At 61.0% G+C, this 16479-nt stretch carries 21 protein-coding genes; 13 read left to right on the top strand and 8 right to left on the bottom strand.

The features are described from left to right. Positions 1-56: 56 nt before the first annotated feature. Positions 57-344: a YggT family protein gene (locus AN189_RS01910; RefSeq protein WP_056030126.1), complete on the bottom strand. Its 288-nt coding sequence runs from the start codon at positions 342-344 to the stop codon at positions 57-59. Between the two features lie 119 nt (positions 345-463). Here AN189_RS01910 and AN189_RS01915 point away from each other — a divergent pair, with 119 nt between their 5' ends. From AN189_RS01915 to AN189_RS01945, 7 genes are all read left to right on the top strand, one after another. Then, positions 464-1006 (top strand): acyl-CoA thioesterase, encoded by a 543-nt coding sequence (locus AN189_RS01915; protein WP_056030130.1) that lies wholly within the window; start codon positions 464-466, stop codon positions 1004-1006. Positions 1007-1069: 63 nt separating this feature from the next. Beyond that, a complete protein-coding gene (locus AN189_RS01920; protein ID WP_056030705.1) occupies positions 1070-2437 on the top strand; it encodes an MFS transporter in 1368 nt (455 codons plus the stop codon). Continuing rightward, entirely contained in the window at positions 2434-3345 is a 912-nt protein-coding gene (gene mepA, locus AN189_RS01925; RefSeq protein WP_056030132.1) for a penicillin-insensitive murein endopeptidase, read from the top strand. Before AN189_RS01920 ends, mepA begins: the two co-directional genes overlap by 4 nt. Before the next feature lies 1 nt (position 3346). Beyond that, positions 3347-4222, top strand: a complete 876-nt coding sequence (locus AN189_RS01930) for an esterase-like activity of phytase family protein (RefSeq protein ID WP_056030135.1) — start codon at positions 3347-3349, stop codon at positions 4220-4222. A gap of 86 nt (positions 4223-4308) precedes the next feature. After that, complete coding sequence (locus AN189_RS01935; RefSeq protein ID WP_056030138.1) at positions 4309-4935, top strand: queuosine precursor transporter; 627 nt, start codon at positions 4309-4311, stop codon at positions 4933-4935. Between the two features lie 379 nt (positions 4936-5314). Next, positions 5315-5743: an alternative ribosome rescue aminoacyl-tRNA hydrolase ArfB gene (arfB, locus tag AN189_RS01940; RefSeq protein ID WP_090158190.1), complete on the top strand. Its 429-nt coding sequence runs from the start codon at positions 5315-5317 to the stop codon at positions 5741-5743. Between the two features lie 10 nt (positions 5744-5753). Then, positions 5754-5936, top strand: a complete 183-nt coding sequence (locus tag AN189_RS01945; protein WP_056030148.1) for a hypothetical protein — start codon at positions 5754-5756, stop codon at positions 5934-5936. Positions 5937-6085: 149 nt separating this feature from the next. Here the strand turns inward: AN189_RS01945 and AN189_RS19050 are convergent, their stop codons facing one another. Genes AN189_RS19050 through AN189_RS01950 form a run of 3 tightly spaced genes read right to left on the bottom strand, consistent with a single transcriptional unit; the run spans position 6086 to position 8432 of the window. Beyond that, positions 6086-6427, bottom strand: a complete 342-nt coding sequence (locus AN189_RS19050) for a hypothetical protein (RefSeq protein WP_157057346.1) — start codon at positions 6425-6427, stop codon at positions 6086-6088. Then, complete coding sequence (locus AN189_RS19055; RefSeq protein WP_157057347.1) at positions 6412-7092, bottom strand: hypothetical protein; 681 nt, start codon at positions 7090-7092, stop codon at positions 6412-6414. The genes AN189_RS19050 and AN189_RS19055 overlap by 16 nt, the downstream gene beginning before the upstream one ends. A gap of 47 nt (positions 7093-7139) precedes the next feature. Next, the gene (locus AN189_RS01950; protein ID WP_056030150.1) at positions 7140-8432 is read right to left on the bottom strand and encodes a nicotinate phosphoribosyltransferase; all 1293 of its coding nucleotides are present in this window, start codon (positions 8430-8432) and stop codon (positions 7140-7142) included. Positions 8433-8616: 184 nt separating this feature from the next. On the opposite strand from AN189_RS01950, the gene AN189_RS01955 reads away from it, so the two are divergent. From AN189_RS01955 to AN189_RS01965, 3 genes are all read left to right on the top strand, one after another. Beyond that, a complete protein-coding gene (locus AN189_RS01955) occupies positions 8617-8883 on the top strand; it encodes a PepSY domain-containing protein (RefSeq protein ID WP_056030153.1) in 267 nt (88 codons plus the stop codon). A 27-nt stretch (positions 8884-8910) separates the two neighbouring features. Then, complete coding sequence (locus tag AN189_RS01960; RefSeq protein WP_056030156.1) at positions 8911-9465, top strand: cytochrome b/b6 domain-containing protein; 555 nt, start codon at positions 8911-8913, stop codon at positions 9463-9465. A gap of 88 nt (positions 9466-9553) precedes the next feature. Beyond that, the gene (locus tag AN189_RS01965) at positions 9554-9967 is read left to right on the top strand and encodes a LuxR C-terminal-related transcriptional regulator (protein WP_172794836.1); all 414 of its coding nucleotides are present in this window, start codon (positions 9554-9556) and stop codon (positions 9965-9967) included. 4 nt (positions 9968-9971) lie between these two features. Here the strand turns inward: AN189_RS01965 and AN189_RS01970 are convergent, their stop codons facing one another. The 4 genes from AN189_RS01970 to AN189_RS01985 form a co-directional block, all read right to left on the bottom strand. Beyond that, entirely contained in the window at positions 9972-10430 is a 459-nt protein-coding gene (locus AN189_RS01970; protein ID WP_056030162.1) for a TerB family tellurite resistance protein, read from the bottom strand. A gap of 64 nt (positions 10431-10494) precedes the next feature. After that, a complete protein-coding gene (locus AN189_RS01975; protein ID WP_253279525.1) occupies positions 10495-11541 on the bottom strand; it encodes an AbrB family transcriptional regulator in 1047 nt (348 codons plus the stop codon). Then, positions 11542-12447, bottom strand: a complete 906-nt coding sequence (locus AN189_RS01980) for a rhodanese-related sulfurtransferase (protein ID WP_056030165.1) — start codon at positions 12445-12447, stop codon at positions 11542-11544. 39 nt (positions 12448-12486) lie between these two features. Continuing rightward, a complete protein-coding gene (locus AN189_RS01985; RefSeq protein WP_056030168.1) occupies positions 12487-13710 on the bottom strand; it encodes an Hsp70 family protein in 1224 nt (407 codons plus the stop codon). 127 nt (positions 13711-13837) lie between these two features. Between AN189_RS01985 and pncA the strand changes: the two genes are divergently transcribed. The 3 genes from pncA to AN189_RS02000 are packed head-to-tail and all read left to right on the top strand — an operon-like array spanning position 13838 to position 16467. After that, positions 13838-14434: a bifunctional nicotinamidase/pyrazinamidase gene (gene pncA, locus AN189_RS01990; protein WP_056030171.1), complete on the top strand. Its 597-nt coding sequence runs from the start codon at positions 13838-13840 to the stop codon at positions 14432-14434. After that, positions 14431-15621 (top strand): FAD-binding oxidoreductase, encoded by a 1191-nt coding sequence (locus AN189_RS01995; protein WP_056030174.1) that lies wholly within the window; start codon positions 14431-14433, stop codon positions 15619-15621. Before pncA ends, AN189_RS01995 begins: the two co-directional genes overlap by 4 nt. A gap of 12 nt (positions 15622-15633) precedes the next feature. Beyond that, a complete protein-coding gene (locus AN189_RS02000; RefSeq protein ID WP_056030711.1) occupies positions 15634-16467 on the top strand; it encodes an NAD(P)-dependent oxidoreductase in 834 nt (277 codons plus the stop codon). Positions 16468-16479: the final 12 nt, after the last annotated feature.

Consider the following 16479-nt stretch of genomic DNA (forward strand, 5'->3'; position numbering starts at 1 on the left):
CTTGCCGCAAATACTCACGCCGTAGGCATTGGTCGCCCCGCGCGGGGCGGCCAAACTCAATAGAACAGGGCCGCGTTGTTCAGCAGCACGATGCGGATGATCTCGATCCCGATCAGGGCCACGATGGGCGACAGGTCGATCCCGCCCAGGTTCGGCAGAACACTGCGCAGCGGCCCATAGATCGGTTCCAGAATCCGTTGCAGCGTGTACCAGATCTGCCCGACCAGCGGCTGGCGCACGTTCAGCACGTCGAAACTGATCAGCCAGCTCATGATGAAATGGGCAAAGATGAAAAAGCGCGCCACGCCAAGCAGCAGCAGGATGATTTCAAAGATCGAGGTCATGGGCGTCACTTTCGTCTGATGATGCCCCGCAGGTAAGCGCAAGCCGGGGGCGCATCAAGTGTTTCGTGCCGCAGCGGCACGCATTGACCCGCGCGCTGCCTGCTGGCACGGCGCGGCACATGTATCCGTTTGTCCGTCTTGCCAAGGAATTCATTCAGCATCGCAACGCGGGCGATCTGCCTGTGCTGGGCGCGCATGTCAGTCATCATCGCTGCTGGCCGCAGGATCTGGATGTTTTCGTGGAAATGAACAACGGACGTATCCTGACGATCCTCGATCTGGGCCGCACGATCCTGGCCCAGCGCGTAGGCTTGCTGCGTGCCCTGCGGCAGAACAAATGGGGTTTGACGATGGCGGGGGCCAGTGTGCGCTATCGCCGCCGGATCAGACCGTTCGAGCGTTTCCGCGTCGTCAGCCGCTGCGTGGGCTGGGACGCACGGTTCTTCTATCTCGATCAATCGATCTGGGTCGGCGATACCTGTGCGGCGCAGGCGCTGTACCGGTCCGCCGTGACGGACCGGAATGGCATCGTCGATCCTGCGCGCGTCTTTGCCGCCGCCGGTTTCGATTCGACTCCGCCCGCGCTGCCTGCCTGGACCCAAGGCTGGATCGACGCGGATGCCACCCGGCCCTGGCCGCCGGAACTGCCCGCGGGGATGTAAACGGGACTTGCCAGTGCGGGGCCTGCCGGGGTTAGGTTGTGCCTGGGCGACAAGGGGCAGGTCATGGCAGTATCACGCAAACGCATCTGGGGTTGGATGGCCTTTGATTGGGCATCACAGCCGATGTACACGCTGGGGCTGACGTTCGTTTTCGGCCCCTATTTCGCCAGCGTTGCGACCACCTATTTCATGGACAGCGGTCTGGACCGGGCCGCCGCCGGGGCCGAGGCACAGGGTCTGTGGTCGCTGGGGCAGGCCGTGGCTGGATTGCTGATCGCGGTCACTGCACCATTTCTGGGGGCATTTGCCGACAATTCGGGGCGCAAGATGCCGTGGATCGCGGGATTTTCGATCCTGTTCGTCATTGCCACGGCGATGCTGTGGAACCTGACGCCGGATGGCGCGTGGATCTACATGGCGCTGATCGTGTTTTATGCCGCATTCTTTTGCGCTGAATCCGCGCTGAATTTCGTCAATGCAATCCTGCCCAGCCTTGGCAACCGCCAAGAGGTCGGGCGCATCTCCGGGTCGGGGGCTGCCTTTGGCTATTGGGGTGGTGTCGCGTCCTTGTTCATCATGTTGCTGCTGTTCGTCGAGGACCCCGACAGTGGTGTCACGCTGATCGGTCTGGCCCCCGCGCTGGGCCTTGATCCCGCCCAGATGGAAGGCACCCGCGCGGTCGGCCCATTCATCGCGGTTTGGTTCGCGCTCTTTATGGTGCCGTTTTTCCTTTATGTCCGGGATGACCCGTCGCTGGGTGGGCGGTCCACCCGCATCAGTGCGGTCTGGGCCGAACTCAAGGACACGCTGCGCGGCGTTGCGCGCCGCAAGAGCCTGCTGAATTTTCTGCTGGGGTCCATGTTCTATCGCGACGGGTTGAACGCGCTTTATGCCTTTGGTGGCGTCTATGCCGCAATCGTGCTGGGATGGACGACCATCAACATCGGCATATTCGGGATCGTGGCAGCCATTGCGGCTGCAATCTTTACCTGGGTTGGTGGTCTGGCTGACGCGCGGTTCGGGCCGAAACCCGTGATCCGCGTCTGTGTCTGGTGCCTGATCGCTGTCAGCGTGGTGATCGTGGGCATGTCCCGCGAGACGCTGTTCGGCGTGCCGCTGCCTGTGGGGTCCAGCCTGCCCGATACGATCTTTTTCGCGGCTGGGGTGATCATCGGCGGCGCAGGTGGGGCGACCTATGCTGCGTCCCGGTCCATGATGGTCCGTCACACCGACCCCGACCGCCCGACCGAAGCCTTTGGCCTGTTTGCATTGACCGGCAAGGCGACGGCGTTCCTTGCGCCGGCCAGTATCGCGGTGTTCACATATCTGACAGGCAACGTGCAGCTTGGGTTTTTGCCGGTCATCTTTTTGTTCCTGCTTGGCCTGTTTCTGCTAAGGTGGGTCAACAAAGACGGGGACCGAGCAGCATGATCCGCACCATTGCAGCACTGACGCTACTGACGGCCCTCGCGGCATGTCAGCCGGAAAAACCGACGGTTTCGCCCGTCGTATCGACACAGAACACCAATGACACGCGGATTGCGAAACGCGTCTTTGGCGCGATACCGGAACCATCTGCGCAGGCCCCGGCACCGCTGGGATTCTATTCGCGCGGCTGTCAGGCAGGGGGACAGGCCCTGGCCGAATCCGGGCCGACCTGGCAGGCGATGCGCCTGTCGCGCAATCGCAATTGGGGCCAGCCCGAACTGATCGATTTCGTGCAGGATCTGTCGCGCGTTGCCGCAGCGCAGCCCGGGTGGAACGGGCTGTATGTCGGTGACCTCAGCCAGCCGCGTGGCGGGCCGATGCTGACCGGTCATGCCAGCCATCAGGTCGGTCTAGATGCCGATATCTGGCTGAAACCCGCGACCTCGCTTTCGCTGACGCGGACCGAACGCGAAAATATCTCATCCGACCGGATGGACCGGCGCAGCGGCGCATTTGTCAACAACAGCTGGACACCCCAGCACGAGGCGATCGTCAAGGCGGCCGCATCAGACCCACGTGTTGCCCGGATCTTTATTTTTCCGGGAGCCAAGGTCGAGATGTGCAAGAACGCCACCGGCGACCGCAGCTGGTTGAACAAGGTGCGTCCCTGGTACGGGCACAACTATCATTTTCATGTGCGGCTGAATTGTCCTCGCGGGGCCGCCTTTTGCGAAAATCAGCCCGCCCCGCCCGCAGGGGACGGTTGTGCCGATGCGCAGGAATGGGTGAACAACATCATCAACCCGCCGCCGCCCCAGCCGCGCGACCCCAATGCCCCCGCACCCCAGCCCAAGCGTGAACTGACGATGGCCCGCCTGCCTGCGCAATGCGCCGCTGTTGCCGCCAACTGACATGCGCGCCTTGATCGTTGCCGCCCTTGCCCTGCTGGTGGGGTGCCAGTCCGTCGGGGATGCGCAGGCTGAACCGACCGTGACCTACCTGGGCCGCTATGTCTGGACCGATAGCGACCCGGCGTTTGGCGGCCTGTCCGGGCTGGAACTGAACGCGGACGGCACGCGGATCTGGGCGCAGGGGGACCGCGGTGTTCTGTGGACCGGTTCCGTGACGCGCGACGGGGATCAGGTGACCGGCATCACGACGGACCCGCCACGCGTGCTGCGCATTTCGACCGGAGAGCCGGTTTCCGGTGCGACGGCCGACCCCGAGGGACTGGCCCTGTCCGCGGATGGCACGCTGTTCGTCTCATTCGAAGGGCTGGCCCGTGTCGCGGCCTACCCCGACCTGGACGGTCCTGCGGTGCGTGTGCCGCGCCCTGACATGTTCAGGGGGCTACAGAACAATTCAGCGCTCGAAGCGCTTGCGATTGGCCCCGATGGTGCGCTTTATACCTTGCCAGAGCGGTCGGGTGGCACGCATCGGCCTTTTCCGGTTTATCGCTATGCCGGTGGGGTCTGGACCACGGTATTCGACATCGCGCGCACGGATGCGTTCCTGCCCGTGGGCGCGGATATCGGGCCTGATGGTCTGCTGTATCTGCTGGAACGGGATTTCACCGGTTTCGGGTTTCGGTCGCGCGTGCGCAGGTTGCCGCTGGACGGCAGCGCATCGGAACTGCTGTTGCAGACGCGCACCGGGACGCATGACAACCTCGAAGGGATCAGCGTCTGGCGCGATGACGCAGGCGATATCCGCCTGACGATGGTGTCCGACGACAATTTTCGCTGGTTCCAGACGACCGAGATCGTGGAATACCGCGTCAGCGATTGACGCAAGCCGTCCGTGCGGCTAACCGGGCGCGTCCCCGCGATCTTGCGGGGCCAAGTGCCGCACCCTTGCCAAAACGGAAAACCGCTATGACCCGTATTCTACCTGGCGTGATCGCCATGGCCGCCATTGTCGTGGCCTCGAACATCCTCGTGCAATTCCTGATCCTTGACGGCCTGCTGACCTGGGGTGCGTTCACCTATCCGCTGGCGTTCCTCGTGACTGACCTGATGAACCGCATCTATGGCGTATCCGCCGCGCGCCGCGTCGTTTTCGTGGGCCTGATCGTGGGTATCATCTGTTCGCTGATCGGCAGCCAGATCCAGCTGGAATTCGGTCCTGCCGTGCCGATCCGGGTCGCTATTGCATCCGCCACCGCATTCGGTGTGGCGCAATTGCTGGATATCACCGTGTTCAACAAGCTGCGCCTGGGCGTGTGGTGGGTGGCCCCGCTGGGATCGACGCTGGTGTCGTCGGTCGTGGACACGGCCATCTTCTTTTCCATCGCGTTTGCAGCCGTGTTCAACCCGCTCTCCACCGCGGCCGCAGACCAGATCATCTGGGCACAGGACGCTGTGCCGTTCCTGAATGCCGGTCCGCTGGTGCCGCTGTGGGTGTCGCTCGCCGTGGCCGATTGGGGGGTCAAGATCGCCGTCGCGCTGGTCGCGCTGATCCCATTCCGCCTGATTGTTCGCCGAGTCACAGCCACGTCATAAATTCAGTATCTGGTGTGATTAGGGTTTGACAGCCGCGATATCTGCGGCAACCCTCAACACAGGCGAAACATTTGAAAGGAGGTGATCCAGTGCATCATGAAGTTCTGGAGAAGTGTGTCGGGACAGCTTGGGGGGTTCTGATCTAGGGCAGCCCTTAGGTCTGTAGCACCACAGGTGGGTGACCCTATGGGTCCCTAACCGACCCACCTCCGATATTCAGGAAAGGGCTGTCCCATCGCCGGGGCAGCCCTTTTTTACGCCGAATGCCCTGCATTCGGCGGGTGGGGGAAAGAGATTGGCCCTCGGCCAATCGCGGCCCCACTCGGTTCCAGACTGGGTGCCAGTGTCAAATGCGCCCCGGCCTGCTATGTATCCCCACATGGCCGACGATCTACGCATCACCGACAGCATCACCCTGCAAGGCTGGGAAATGACCGAGGCATTCACCCGTGCCTCGGGTCCCGGCGGGCAGAACGTGAACAAGGTCAGCACGGCGGTCGAATTGCGGTTCGAGGCGGCGCGCTCACCCTCCTTGCCCGATCCGGTCAAGGCGCGGCTTAAGCGGCTGGCGGGGCGGCGATGGACATCTGACGGGGCGCTGGTGCTGTTCGTGCAGGACACAAGGTCCCAGGCCCGCAACCGCGAGCTGGCGCGCGAGAGGCTGGCCGAACTGGTCGAACAGGCCACGCAAAAACCCAAACGCCGCGTGCCGACGAAACCGACCTATGGATCGGTGAAGCGGCGGCTGAAGGCCAAGAAGGTGCGCGGAGAGGTGAAGTCCCTGCGCGGCAATGTCACGCCCGACTGACGGAACGCGGATGCCCCTGACGCTGTTGGACAGCAACATCAGACAGGAGACGACCGTGAAACAAAAATGGATCTACGCCCTCATCCCCCTCGGCTTTGTCGCCATCATCGCATCCATGTTGATCGGTGGAGAGGTTGTGCAGGAGACGACGGACAGCCCCGTGGGCGAGATTGTTGAGGGGCAGGGGGAGTGAGTTGCCAAGTCTCTGCCGACTCACCAGTCGAAGGTAAAAGTAATAAGAAAGGAGTCCTTTAGTTGGTCTAGCGGCGGATAAATGCGAAACAGTTTAAGGGTAGACTTGATGCGCCCAAGAGAATTGTGAAGACGAATATTTACGAACCATCACCACTCTGTAAATTCTAGAATGTTGTTGAAAGGTAGCAATTCAATGGTTGGGCCAAGCAGCTGTTTCCAGTATTTCTCCCGATCTTGTGCATGATCTCGCTCAACGACACGTATTGCGCGATCTCCAACATGTTGGCGTATAGTTTTATTCAAATGTTCATCTGCACCAGAATAGCCAAAGACTATCAATGCGTCAGATTCTTTGATGGCTTTCGGCAAGTGATCCCAATATAACTGTAGGACTTTTGAACTTTGAATCACATTTGGTTTCAATGCTCCATTTGTAAGCACAATATGACTTCTAACTGTTCCTTCCTGTTCTTCTAGTTGGTGCCGCATGATTTTAGTCGCGGCACCTTGTGCCCATCCAAAAATAGAGGAGATCCATGAAGGTGCATATAAAACGCTTGGTTTTGTAGGCGTTTCCTTGAGAGGTTTTGTTCCGAAAAGCCAAGTTTTTTGGTGTAGCCATCGAGTAAAGTTCCATCAAAACCGTTGCATAGCTTTATTTTTCTATCGCCGATTAATCTCTCTTCATTGAAGGGTTGATACAGCAAAGTGTCATAATTCAGTGTTGCCACATGAGACTTCGAATCAGAAATAAAAATTACAAGATGGTCTATAAAATCAGACCACAGTGGATTTGACGTAAAATTCGCATCAAATTGATGGAAGTATTTAGCGACTAGATAGGTATATTTTTGTAGTGCATCTGGAAATTTCATTGCATCATTAGTCAGCCAGTGCTGAAGGCTGTCATCGTTTACTGCGACACGTAGAATCCGACACGCCATCAATGCGAGTTGGGTACCTAAGAGTTGATCTTCACTAGTTGGACCATCTGAATCAACTCCTTCTATAGCTGACGAAACAAGCTTCTTTTGCGCATCGTTGAGAGCCTCTTTGTCTCGCCATACTTCACGCATCGCTGTTGGCAACTGAAAGAAGTCATTGTCTAGCGCTCGACCAAGGCCATTTCCGAAAATAATCGTACTGCGTGTCAAGTGAGGTATCCCATAGATAATTCAACCTTTAATTGCATGATTATTATCTAAACCACAACCTCCACCCGCTCCTGCGACCCCACCCCGAACACGCGCTTGTATCGGGCTATCTCCTCCGCCGGACCCATCGCCTTGTTGGGGTTGTCGCTCAGTTTGACGGTGGGGCGGCCATCCGCTGCGATGGCTTTGCACACCAGGCTGAAGGGGGCGAGTGCGTCGCCCTCTGTCAGGCCGATGAAGTCGTTGGTCAGCATCGTGCCCCAGCCGAAACTGACGCGGACGCGACCGGCGAATTGGCGGTGCAGGTCCAGGATCTTGTCCACCGTCAGCCCGTCGGAAAAGATGATCAGTTTTTCGCGCGGGTCCTCGCCCCGTGCGCGCCACCAGTCAATAGCGGCCTCTGCCCCGGTAGCGGGGTCGCCGCTATCGATGCGGATGCCGGTCCAGCCGGCCAGCCAGTCGGGCGCATTTGCAAGGAAACCGGGCGTGCCAAAGGTGTCGGGCAGAATGACCCGCAGGTTGCCGTCGTGTTCCGCCTGCCAGTCCGCCAGTACGTCGTAGGGCGACCGCGCCAGTGCTGCGTCGTCCTGCGCCAGCGCGGCATAGACCATGGGCAGTTCGTGCGCATTGGTGCCGATCGCCTCCATGTCGCGGCTCTTGGCGATCAGGCAGTTGGACGTACCGGTAAAGGCATCGCCCAGTCCCTCGCTCATCGCTTGCACGCACCAGTCCTGCCACAGGAAACTATGCCGCCGCCGGGTGCCGAAATCAGCGATCCGCAGGTCAGGCACGTCGCGCAGGCGTTCGACCTTTTCCCAGGCCTTGGTCATGGCGCGGGCATAGAGCACCTGAAGTTCGAACCGGCCCATGTCGCCCAGCACCGCGCGGCCGCGCAGTTCCATCAGGGTGGCAAGTGCGGGGATTTCCCACAGCATGACCTCTGGCCAGGAGCCTTCGAACGTCAGCTCGTACTGGCCGTCGCGTTTTTCCAGGTGATAGGGCGGCAGGCGCAGGTTTTCGAACCAGTCCATGAATTCCGGCGTGAACATCGCGCGTTTGCCGTAAAAGGTATTGCCGCGCATCCATGTGGATTCACCGCGCGACAGGGACAGGGACCGGATGTTGTCCAACTGTTCGCGCAGCTCGCCTTCGTCGACCAGATCGGCGAGGCGGATGGATTTGGTCCGGTTGATCAGGCTGAAGGTGACCTGCGTGTCGCGGTTGTTGCGAAAGATCGACTGACACATCAGCAGTTTGTAGAAATCGGTGTCGATCAGGGACCGGACGATCGGGTCGATCTTCCATTTGTGGTTCCAGACACGGGTGGCGATATCGACCATGGGGTCCTCCGGCGTTTGGGTTGTTAGACCAACTGCCGTGCAGGCTTGCAAGGGCGCGGCGCGGCATAAGCCCGGGCTTATATCCGGATGCATAAGCCGTTGGCGGATAGTGCGGCTAACAAGGGTGGTTCAGATCGGTGTCAGGCCCGGCGCTGTGCCGCGGCATCACCCAAGGAACGCACCCATGAAAAAGATCGCAACACTGACCGCCCTGATCGCCCTGTCTGCTACGGCGGCACTGGCAGAACCGTCCTGCACCCCCGCTGCCGAGGGCGCTGCGGCCCCCGTCTGGGAGGCCGTCAAGGCATTCGAGGAAGAAGGCGGCGTCGTGAAGGCGTTCAAGATCAACGGCGGCGACTGCTACGAGATCTACGGCTCGCTGGACGGCACCAACATGGAAGTTTTCTTTGACCCGACCACGGGCGAAGAGCTGGAACGTATCGACGCATAACCGCTGAACCACGAAAGGAGGCGCACCATGGCCGCTATGTCTGAACAGCACGGGACCGTCCGGGTCTGGGATATCGGGGTGCGCCTCTTTCATTGGTCACTGCTGATCTGCGTGGCGGGCGCGTGGCTGTTTGTCGATCCCCGTTCACTCCACCGCTGGCTTGGCTACTGCGTGATCGGATTGATTGCGTTTCGCCTGATCTGGGGACTGGTTGGATCGCGCCACGCGCGGTTTACCGATTTCATCAAGGGACCCCGCACGGTGCTGGCCTATCTGCGCGCGATGGCTACGGGAACCGAACGCCGCTATCTGGGTCACAACCCCGCGGGTGCCGCAATGATTGTGGCGCTGTTGCTGACGTTGGCGGGCATCTGCACCACGGGGATCATGATGGGGATGGATGCCTATTTCGGTGTCTCGTGGGTCGAGCATTGGCACGAAGGACTCGTGAACGGATTGCTCATTCTGGTCGCCATGCATCTGGTGGGTGTGGTAACTGCAAGTTGGCGCCACCGCGAAAACCTTGTGGCGTCCATGGTCCACGGCCATAAGGACGCGCATGAAACAGGTGCTGAAACCTAATTCACGATCCCGGCGCGCCCTTTTCCTGGGGGCCGCCGTTTTGCAGTTGGTCTGTCTGGGCCTTTTTACGATCGACATCCTCTCAGAGATGTCTTCGCCCGACTTTCACACCCTCGTTGAAACATTGAGCGTTCTGGGACTGTGTCTGAGCATCGCAGTTACGTTTCGTGAGTATCTGCACCTGATCAACCGCAATCGCCGGATTGAGCGGGAGCTGGGTGCCGCCACTGGCGCATTTTCACAAATGATGCAGGAAAATTTCGCGCAGTGGGGCCTGTCTCCGGCAGAGCGCGATGTCGCGCTGATGTCGGTCAAGGGCCTGTCCGTCTCGGAAATTGCCGCATTGCGCGAAACGGCCAATGGCACGGTCAAAGCGCAATGCGCTGCAATCTATCGCAAGGCCGGGGTATCTAACCGCGCAGAGTTGATTTCGGTGATGATCGAGGATCTGATCGCCGGTGTGCCGCTTCCTGCCCAGACCCACCAATCGTCATCAACATGAGGTATCAGGACGGAAACCGTCCTGATTTGGCCATTTCCTCGTCGTGTAGTTCACGCGCACGTTCGGGGGACACGCCCAGGATCGCCTCGATTTCGTGCAACAGCGCGTCTTCGGCGGGTGCCTCGTTTCCATCGGAAAAGACGACGGACCATAGCGCGCGCACGGCGTCCTCCAGGTGGTCATCTGCGATGTGCTGATGCAGCACTTCGGCCAGTTCGGCGGTGTCCGGCATGGCGGATTCCAGTTTTTCGCAACGGGCCCGCATCTTGGCCGCATCGACCGGGTTCAGGTCATAGAGCGCGGCCAGCACGTGGTCGATTTCCTCGACCTCTTCGAACAGATAGGCGCGGTCGATCTTTGCTGCGCGCACCAGCAGCGCCCCCAGCGCGTGCTGTTCATCCGCCTTTGGCAGCGGCGTGACCGTGGTACCGGGATGAAACAATGACAAAAGACGTTCTAGCATGGGACCCCCGGAAATATGCAGCGTGATTCTAGCCTAGTCAGCCGATGCTGCAAAGCGGTCGCGCCTAACGTTTTCGGCGCATCAGAAACTGAAAGGTCGCGGGCGCAACAGCAATCACCAGCGTGATGCGGACGATGTGCATGACAGAGACAAAAGCGATGTCCTGTCCCAGTGCCAGCGTCAGCAGCGACATTTCCGTCAGTCCGCCCGGCGAATACGCGAGGAATGCCTGTGACAGCGGGATACCCTGCGACAGCGCGATCACTTCGGCAAAGCCAAGTGCCACAACAAGCATGGCCACCGAGGCAACTGTCGCGATCCACAGGTCGTGCCCGATCTGGCGTGGGGTGGACCCCACGAACCGCGCACCGATGATCGTGCCGATCACGATCTGTGCCACGATGACCAGAACGGTGGGTGGGGCGATTTCGACCCAGCCGATCAGATGCACGATACCCGACAGGATCATCGGTCCGAATACGGTCGCAGCGGGCAGACGCAGCATGCGGCCACCGTAGACACCCAGCACGGCACACCCCAACAGGATCAGCCCGTTGGTCAGTGTGATTGCGCTGAGTGGGACGATACCGCGCCCGTCGGTGCCGGACCGCACACCCAGAACGTAGCCGAAATACATCACCACCAGCGTCACCACGATCAGGATGCGGGCGGCGTGCGCCAGCGCGATCTTGCGCGTGTCGCCGCCGGCGGCCTCGCCCAGGATCAGCATCTCGTTCAGGCCGCCCGGCATGGCCGCATAAAAGGCAGTAACCGGATCGTAGCCGCCCAGCCTGCGATAGACAAAGATGGAAACACCGGCGGCAAGCGCCAGAAAGAATGGCAACAGCAGGATCGTCAGTGTCCAGCTGCCAAGGCGGTCGAACAGATCAGGGGTGATCGCACTGCCCAGCAATACGCCGATGACCGGGATAACGATGGTGCGCAGTTGACCGGGTCCGCGGACGGGCAGACCCAGAATGGCGGCAAGCGTGGTGCCGATCATCGGCCCCAGCATCCAGGGCAACGGCATGTTGACCATCCAGCCGATGACCCCGGAAATCACCCCGATCAGCAGTGCAAGGCCGATGTCCTGATGCTGCCGGATCCGCACCTAGAGGCTGCCGATATGTCGTTCGCCCCGCGCACGGGCGAGGGCCATCTGGCGTTGACGTTCGCGAAACCGTTCCTTGTCCTCGGGGGTGGTTTCGTCGACGCAGTGGTGGCAGGCGACGCCTTCCTCGAATGACGGCAGTTGCGTGTCCGCCGGTTCCAGCGGGCGGCGGCAGGCGTGGCACAGCACATGGGGGCCCTCGGTCAATCCGTGGCCGACGCTGACCCGCCCGTCAAAGACGAAACAGGACCCGTTCCAGGTGCTTTGATCCTGCGGCACCTCTTCGAGATATTTGAGGATGCCACCCTGCAGGTGATAGACGTCCTCGACGCCTTGCTGGCGCAGGTAGTTCGTCGATTTTTCGCAGCGGATGCCGCCCGTGCAGAACATTGCGATCCGCTTGTTGTGGAAACGGTGCTTGTTTGCCTCCCACCATGCGGGAAATTCGCCAAAGCTGCGGGTCTGCGGATCAATGGCCCCGTCAAAGGTGCCGATGGCGACCTCGTAGTCGTTGCGGGTATCGATCACGGCCACATCATCGGATTGGATCAACGCGTTCCAGTCAGCCGGGGCAACATAGGTGCCTGTCCCTTCGGCGGGGTTCACATCCGGTTGGCCCATGGTGACGATCTCACGCTTGAGCCTGACCTTCATCCGGTTGAAGGGCTGTTCCGTGGCGTGGCTTTCCTTGTGCGCAAGGTCCGCGCAACCGGGGAGGGCGCGGATATGGGCCAGAACGGCGTCAATCCCGGCGCGCGTTCCTGCGATCGTGCCGTTGATCCCCTCGCTGGCCAGCAGCAGCGTGCCGCTGATGCCATGCGCCTGACAGATGTCCAGCAACGGCCCACGCAAGGCGGCGGGATCGGCAAAACGCGTGAAATGATAGAGTGCGGCGACAGTAAACATGTTTCTTCGCATACGCCCGCGCGAAACGGGCGGCAACCCTCAGCCGCGTGCCGCAGCGCGTGCCAATCCGTCGGATACGGCCGTAAAGGCAGCGCCGCGGTCCAGTCTGGCGCGCGGAAAATCCTGCGCAAGCGATTGGGTCAGCACACCCATCAGCGAAGAGCCGCCCACAAAGACCAGTGCCGCGATCTGGTCAGGGTCGGTGTCGCCCAATGCGTCGCGTGCTGCCCGACGCACCTCGGCCACCGGATCGGACAGCGTGTCGGCCAATGCGGCACCGTCCAGCGGCACAGCCAGACCTTTTTCCAGAGGGGCGAGGTCGATTCGGGCCGCGTCATGCGTGTTGGCCGCGATCTTGCCGTCCTCGACCGCAAAGGCGATGTCGTGGCCCAGTTCCATCTCGATCACCTCTGACAGGCGGGCAAAGGCGGTCTGGTCCACGCCTTGTCTGGCAAGATCCGCCACCAGACGCCGCGTTTCCGGTGCGTAGAGGAATGCGATTTTTTCCCAGGTGGCGAGGTCATTGTAAATTGCATTGGGTGCGGTCGAAGTGCCGTTGCCAAACACGTCGCGCACGTCCCCACCGCGGCCCAGCAGCGGCATGACATGGGCGAGCGACAGCAAGCGGTCGAAATCAGTGCCGCCGATGCGCACGCCGTGACTGTTCAGGATCTCGATGCCATCCGCGTTCTGCCGAAACAGCGTGAAATCCGATGTGCCGCCGCCGATGTCGACGACCAGACCCAGCCCGCCGGGCGGGAGCGGATCGGCAGTCAGGGCCGCGGCCTCTGGCTCGGGCAGGAAATCCACAGCGTCGAACCCGGCCATGTGGTAGGCTTCGGCCAGATCGGCAAGCGCACGGGCATGGCGTTCGGGGTCATGGTGAAACCGGACAGGACGCCCCGACAGCGCGGTGTCAAAGGTCAGATAGGTCGATTCCTCGGCGGCGGCTTTGACGTGGCGCAGGAAATCCGCAACCACGCCCAGCAACGTCATGCGCTGATAGCCGATCTGCCGGGTTTCACGCATCAGGGGCGTGCCAAGAACGGATTTCAGGGCGCGCATGAACCGGCCTTCGCGTCCGCCGATCAGGGCTGCATTGGCCGCAGAACCGGTCAGCATCTGGTGGCGTGCCATGTCAAAGAAAACGGTCGTCGGCAGCGTGGTCTTGCCCGTCTCGACGGGGACGCGGAACACAGCATCACCTGCCATCAGGGCTGCGGCAGTGTTGGATGTGCCGAAATCGATTCCAAGGGTGGGCATCGCAGTCTCCTGTTGCGGGACGCGCCGGATAGGCGAAACCCTGGCGCCTGACAAGTCGGCACCGGACAGCGATTGACCGAACCAGACGGCAGGCCTAACCCTAGGGGCATCAAGTAGAGGATGACCGATGACCAGCGCCCTGATCGTGATTGATGTGCAAAATGATTTCTGTCCGGGCGGCGCGCTGGCGGTTTCTGGCGGCAATGACATCGTCGCGGGGATCAATGCGCTGATGGACGATTTCAGCACCGTGATCCTGACGCAGGATTGGCACCCGGCGGGACATTCGTCGTTCGCGTCCAGCCATCCCGGTCAGGCCCCAATGGACCTGATCACCATGCCCTACGGCCCGCAGGTCCTGTGGCCCGATCACTGCGTCCAGGGCACGGTCGGGGCCGCTTTTCATCCTGATCTGCGCACCGACGGGGATCTGATCATCCGCAAAGGCTATAACCCGGCCATCGACAGTTATTCCGCGTTCTTCGAGAACGACCAGACCACACCGACGGGACTGGAGGGTTACCTGAAATCGCGTGGGATCACCAGGCTGACGCTGGTGGGCCTGGCACTGGATTTCTGTGTGAATTACTCGGCTGTGGATGCCGCGCGGCTGGGGTTCGATGTGACCGTGCGCGCGGATCTGACCCGCGCAATCGACATGAACGGGTCACGTGATGCAGCCCTGACCGCGATGCAGGACGCCGGAGCCAGGATCGCCGTATGACGCTGCACCCCCACTACGATGTGGTGATTGTCGGGGGGGCGATCTATGGGTCGGCCGTGGCCTGGTTTCTGGCCTCCGATCCCGATTTTGATGGCCGCATCCTGGTGGTGGAACGGGACCCGACCTATGCGCGGGCGGCGACTTCGCTGACCAATTCCTGCATCAGGCAGCAGTTTTCCGATCCGCTGAACGTGCGGATCAGTCAGTTTGGTGCGGCCTATATTCGTGATTTTCCGACGCAGATGGGGCTGGGCGATACGGTGCCGCATCTGGCGTTGCAAAGCTTTGGTTACATGTATCTGGCAGATACACCGGGTTTCGCGGCAACCCTGCGCGAGGTGCAGCAGATGCAGGCCGCCAACGGGGCCGCCACACGCCACATGACGGCCGACCAGATCGCTGCGGCCTATCCGTTTTATGCCTTGGACGACATCATCGCGGGCAACCACAACACCGTCGACGAGGGGTATTTCGACGGCGGCACATTGTTTGACTGGTGGAAGCGGGGTGCCCGGCAAAAGGGCGTGACCTATGTCGCGGATACGGTCGTCGGGCTGGACCGCACCGCGGACAGGATCACCCACGCGCAATTGCAGGCCCATGGCCGCATTGGGTGCAATTGGCTGGTGAATTGCGCAGGCACCCGCGGATCAACGGTCGCGGCCATGGCGGGTCTGGCGTTGCCGGTCGAACCGCGCAAGCGCTACAGCTATGTTTTCAAGGCAGAAACCCCGTTGGATCGCGCGCTGCCGCTGACAATCGATCCATCGGGTGTTCATGTGCGCCAGGACGGGGCCTATTATCTGGCGGGCTGTCCGCCTGACGACGATCCGCCGGTCGATCCTGATGATTTCGGGTTTGACCACAGCCTGTGGCAGGACAAGGTCTGGCCTGCGATCGCAACCCGCATCCCGGCGTTCGAGCGGGTCAGGATCATGAACGAATGGGTCGGCCACTACGATTACAACACGCTGGACCAGAATGCGGTGGTCGGACCGCACCCGCTGGTGAGTAATTTTGTCTTTGCCAACGGGTTTTCCGGCCACGGGTTGCAGCAGTCGCCTGCCATCGGGCGCGGGCTTGCGGAATGGATCACACAGGGGTCATACCGGACGCTGGATCTGTCGCCGCTGGGCTACGCCCGTGTCGCCACAAACACACCGATCATCGAAAAAGCCGTGATTTAGGGAAATACCATGTTGAAAAAGATCGTCTTGACCGGGGCCGCCGGAAATCTGGGCGGCGTGCTGCGCGCGCCGCTTGCGCAGATGTGCGAGGTGCTGGTCAGCACCGACATCGCACCCGCGCTGGACGGCTGCCAACCGAACGAGACCTACAAGCCCGCCGATCTGGGCCGTTTGGATCAGGTCGAACCCCTGCTGGAAGGTGCGGACATGGTCGTGCATTTCGGCGCAATCGGGGATGAGGCGCCTTGGGACGAGATCCTCAATTCAAACATCGTCGGTGCCTATACCGTCTGGGAAGCGGCCTACCGTCAGGGGGTCCGCCGCGTGGTCTATGCTTCTTCGATTCATGCGGTCGGTATGCACCCCAAGACCGATAATCTGGACGGCACCGAACGCCACAGGCCAGATACCTATTACGGTCTGGCCAAATGCTTTGCCGAAGATCTGGCCAGTCTCTATTGGGACAAGCGCGGGATCGAGTCAGTCTGCATGCGCATCCTGTCCTGTCAGCCGGAACCTGCAAACGCGCGCGCGCTGGGCAGTTGGTTGTCCTATCCGGACCTCATTCGCATGGTGCAGGCCGCGATCACGTCGCCCACGACCGGATTCAGCATTGTCTGGGGTGTGTCGCACAATGACCGAGCACCGGTCAGCAACACCCGCGCATCATTCCTGGGGTATCGTCCCCAGGACAACGCAGAGAGCTATGCCCCGGCCATCCTGCCGAACGCCGCACCGATGGACCCGCAAAACCCCGAGGACATGTGCCACGGTGGTCCCTTTGCCGTGGTGCCACTGGGCGAAAGCGGTGTCGCGATGATCAAGGCGCGCAGCGTCAAACCGTAGATGCCAGCGCAT

The sequence above is a fragment of the Loktanella sp. 3ANDIMAR09 genome, from assembly GCF_001420005.1.
Classification (GTDB): Bacteria; Pseudomonadota; Alphaproteobacteria; order Rhodobacterales; family Rhodobacteraceae; genus Loktanella.

Excerpts from the sequence above, each read along its gene's own strand:
- AN189_RS01985 (WP_056030168.1), bottom strand. The coding sequence starts at position 13,710 with ATGCCCACCCTTGGAATCGATTTCGGCACATCCAACACTGCCGCAGCC.
- AN189_RS01920 (WP_056030705.1), top strand. The coding sequence starts at position 1,070 with ATGGCAGTATCACGCAAACGCATCTGGGGTTGGATGGCCTTTGATTGG.
- AN189_RS01930 (WP_056030135.1), top strand. The coding sequence starts at position 3,347 with ATGCGCGCCTTGATCGTTGCCGCCCTTGCCCTGCTGGTGGGGTGCCAG.
- AN189_RS01965 (WP_172794836.1), top strand. The coding sequence starts at position 9,554 with ATGTCTTCGCCCGACTTTCACACCCTCGTTGAAACATTGAGCGTTCTG.
- AN189_RS01995 (WP_056030174.1), top strand. The coding sequence starts at position 14,431 with ATGACGCTGCACCCCCACTACGATGTGGTGATTGTCGGGGGGGCGATC.
- AN189_RS01970 (WP_056030162.1), bottom strand. The coding sequence starts at position 10,430 with ATGCTAGAACGTCTTTTGTCATTGTTTCATCCCGGTACCACGGTCACG.
- AN189_RS01950 (WP_056030150.1), bottom strand. The coding sequence starts at position 8,432 with ATGGTCGATATCGCCACCCGTGTCTGGAACCACAAATGGAAGATCGAC.
- AN189_RS01935 (WP_056030138.1), top strand. The coding sequence starts at position 4,309 with ATGACCCGTATTCTACCTGGCGTGATCGCCATGGCCGCCATTGTCGTG.
- AN189_RS01960 (WP_056030156.1), top strand. The coding sequence starts at position 8,911 with ATGGCCGCTATGTCTGAACAGCACGGGACCGTCCGGGTCTGGGATATC.
- AN189_RS01945 (WP_056030148.1), top strand. The coding sequence starts at position 5,754 with ATGCCCCTGACGCTGTTGGACAGCAACATCAGACAGGAGACGACCGTG.
- AN189_RS01980 (WP_056030165.1), bottom strand. The coding sequence starts at position 12,447 with ATGTTTACTGTCGCCGCACTCTATCATTTCACGCGTTTTGCCGATCCC.
- AN189_RS01915 (WP_056030130.1), top strand. The coding sequence starts at position 464 with ATGTATCCGTTTGTCCGTCTTGCCAAGGAATTCATTCAGCATCGCAAC.
- AN189_RS19050 (WP_157057346.1), bottom strand. The coding sequence starts at position 6,427 with ATGCGGCACCAACTAGAAGAACAGGAAGGAACAGTTAGAAGTCATATT.
- mepA (WP_056030132.1), top strand. The coding sequence starts at position 2,434 with ATGATCCGCACCATTGCAGCACTGACGCTACTGACGGCCCTCGCGGCA.
- arfB (WP_090158190.1), top strand. The coding sequence starts at position 5,315 with ATGGCCGACGATCTACGCATCACCGACAGCATCACCCTGCAAGGCTGG.
- AN189_RS01910 (WP_056030126.1), bottom strand. The coding sequence starts at position 344 with ATGACCTCGATCTTTGAAATCATCCTGCTGCTGCTTGGCGTGGCGCGC.
- pncA (WP_056030171.1), top strand. The coding sequence starts at position 13,838 with ATGACCAGCGCCCTGATCGTGATTGATGTGCAAAATGATTTCTGTCCG.
- AN189_RS01955 (WP_056030153.1), top strand. The coding sequence starts at position 8,617 with ATGAAAAAGATCGCAACACTGACCGCCCTGATCGCCCTGTCTGCTACG.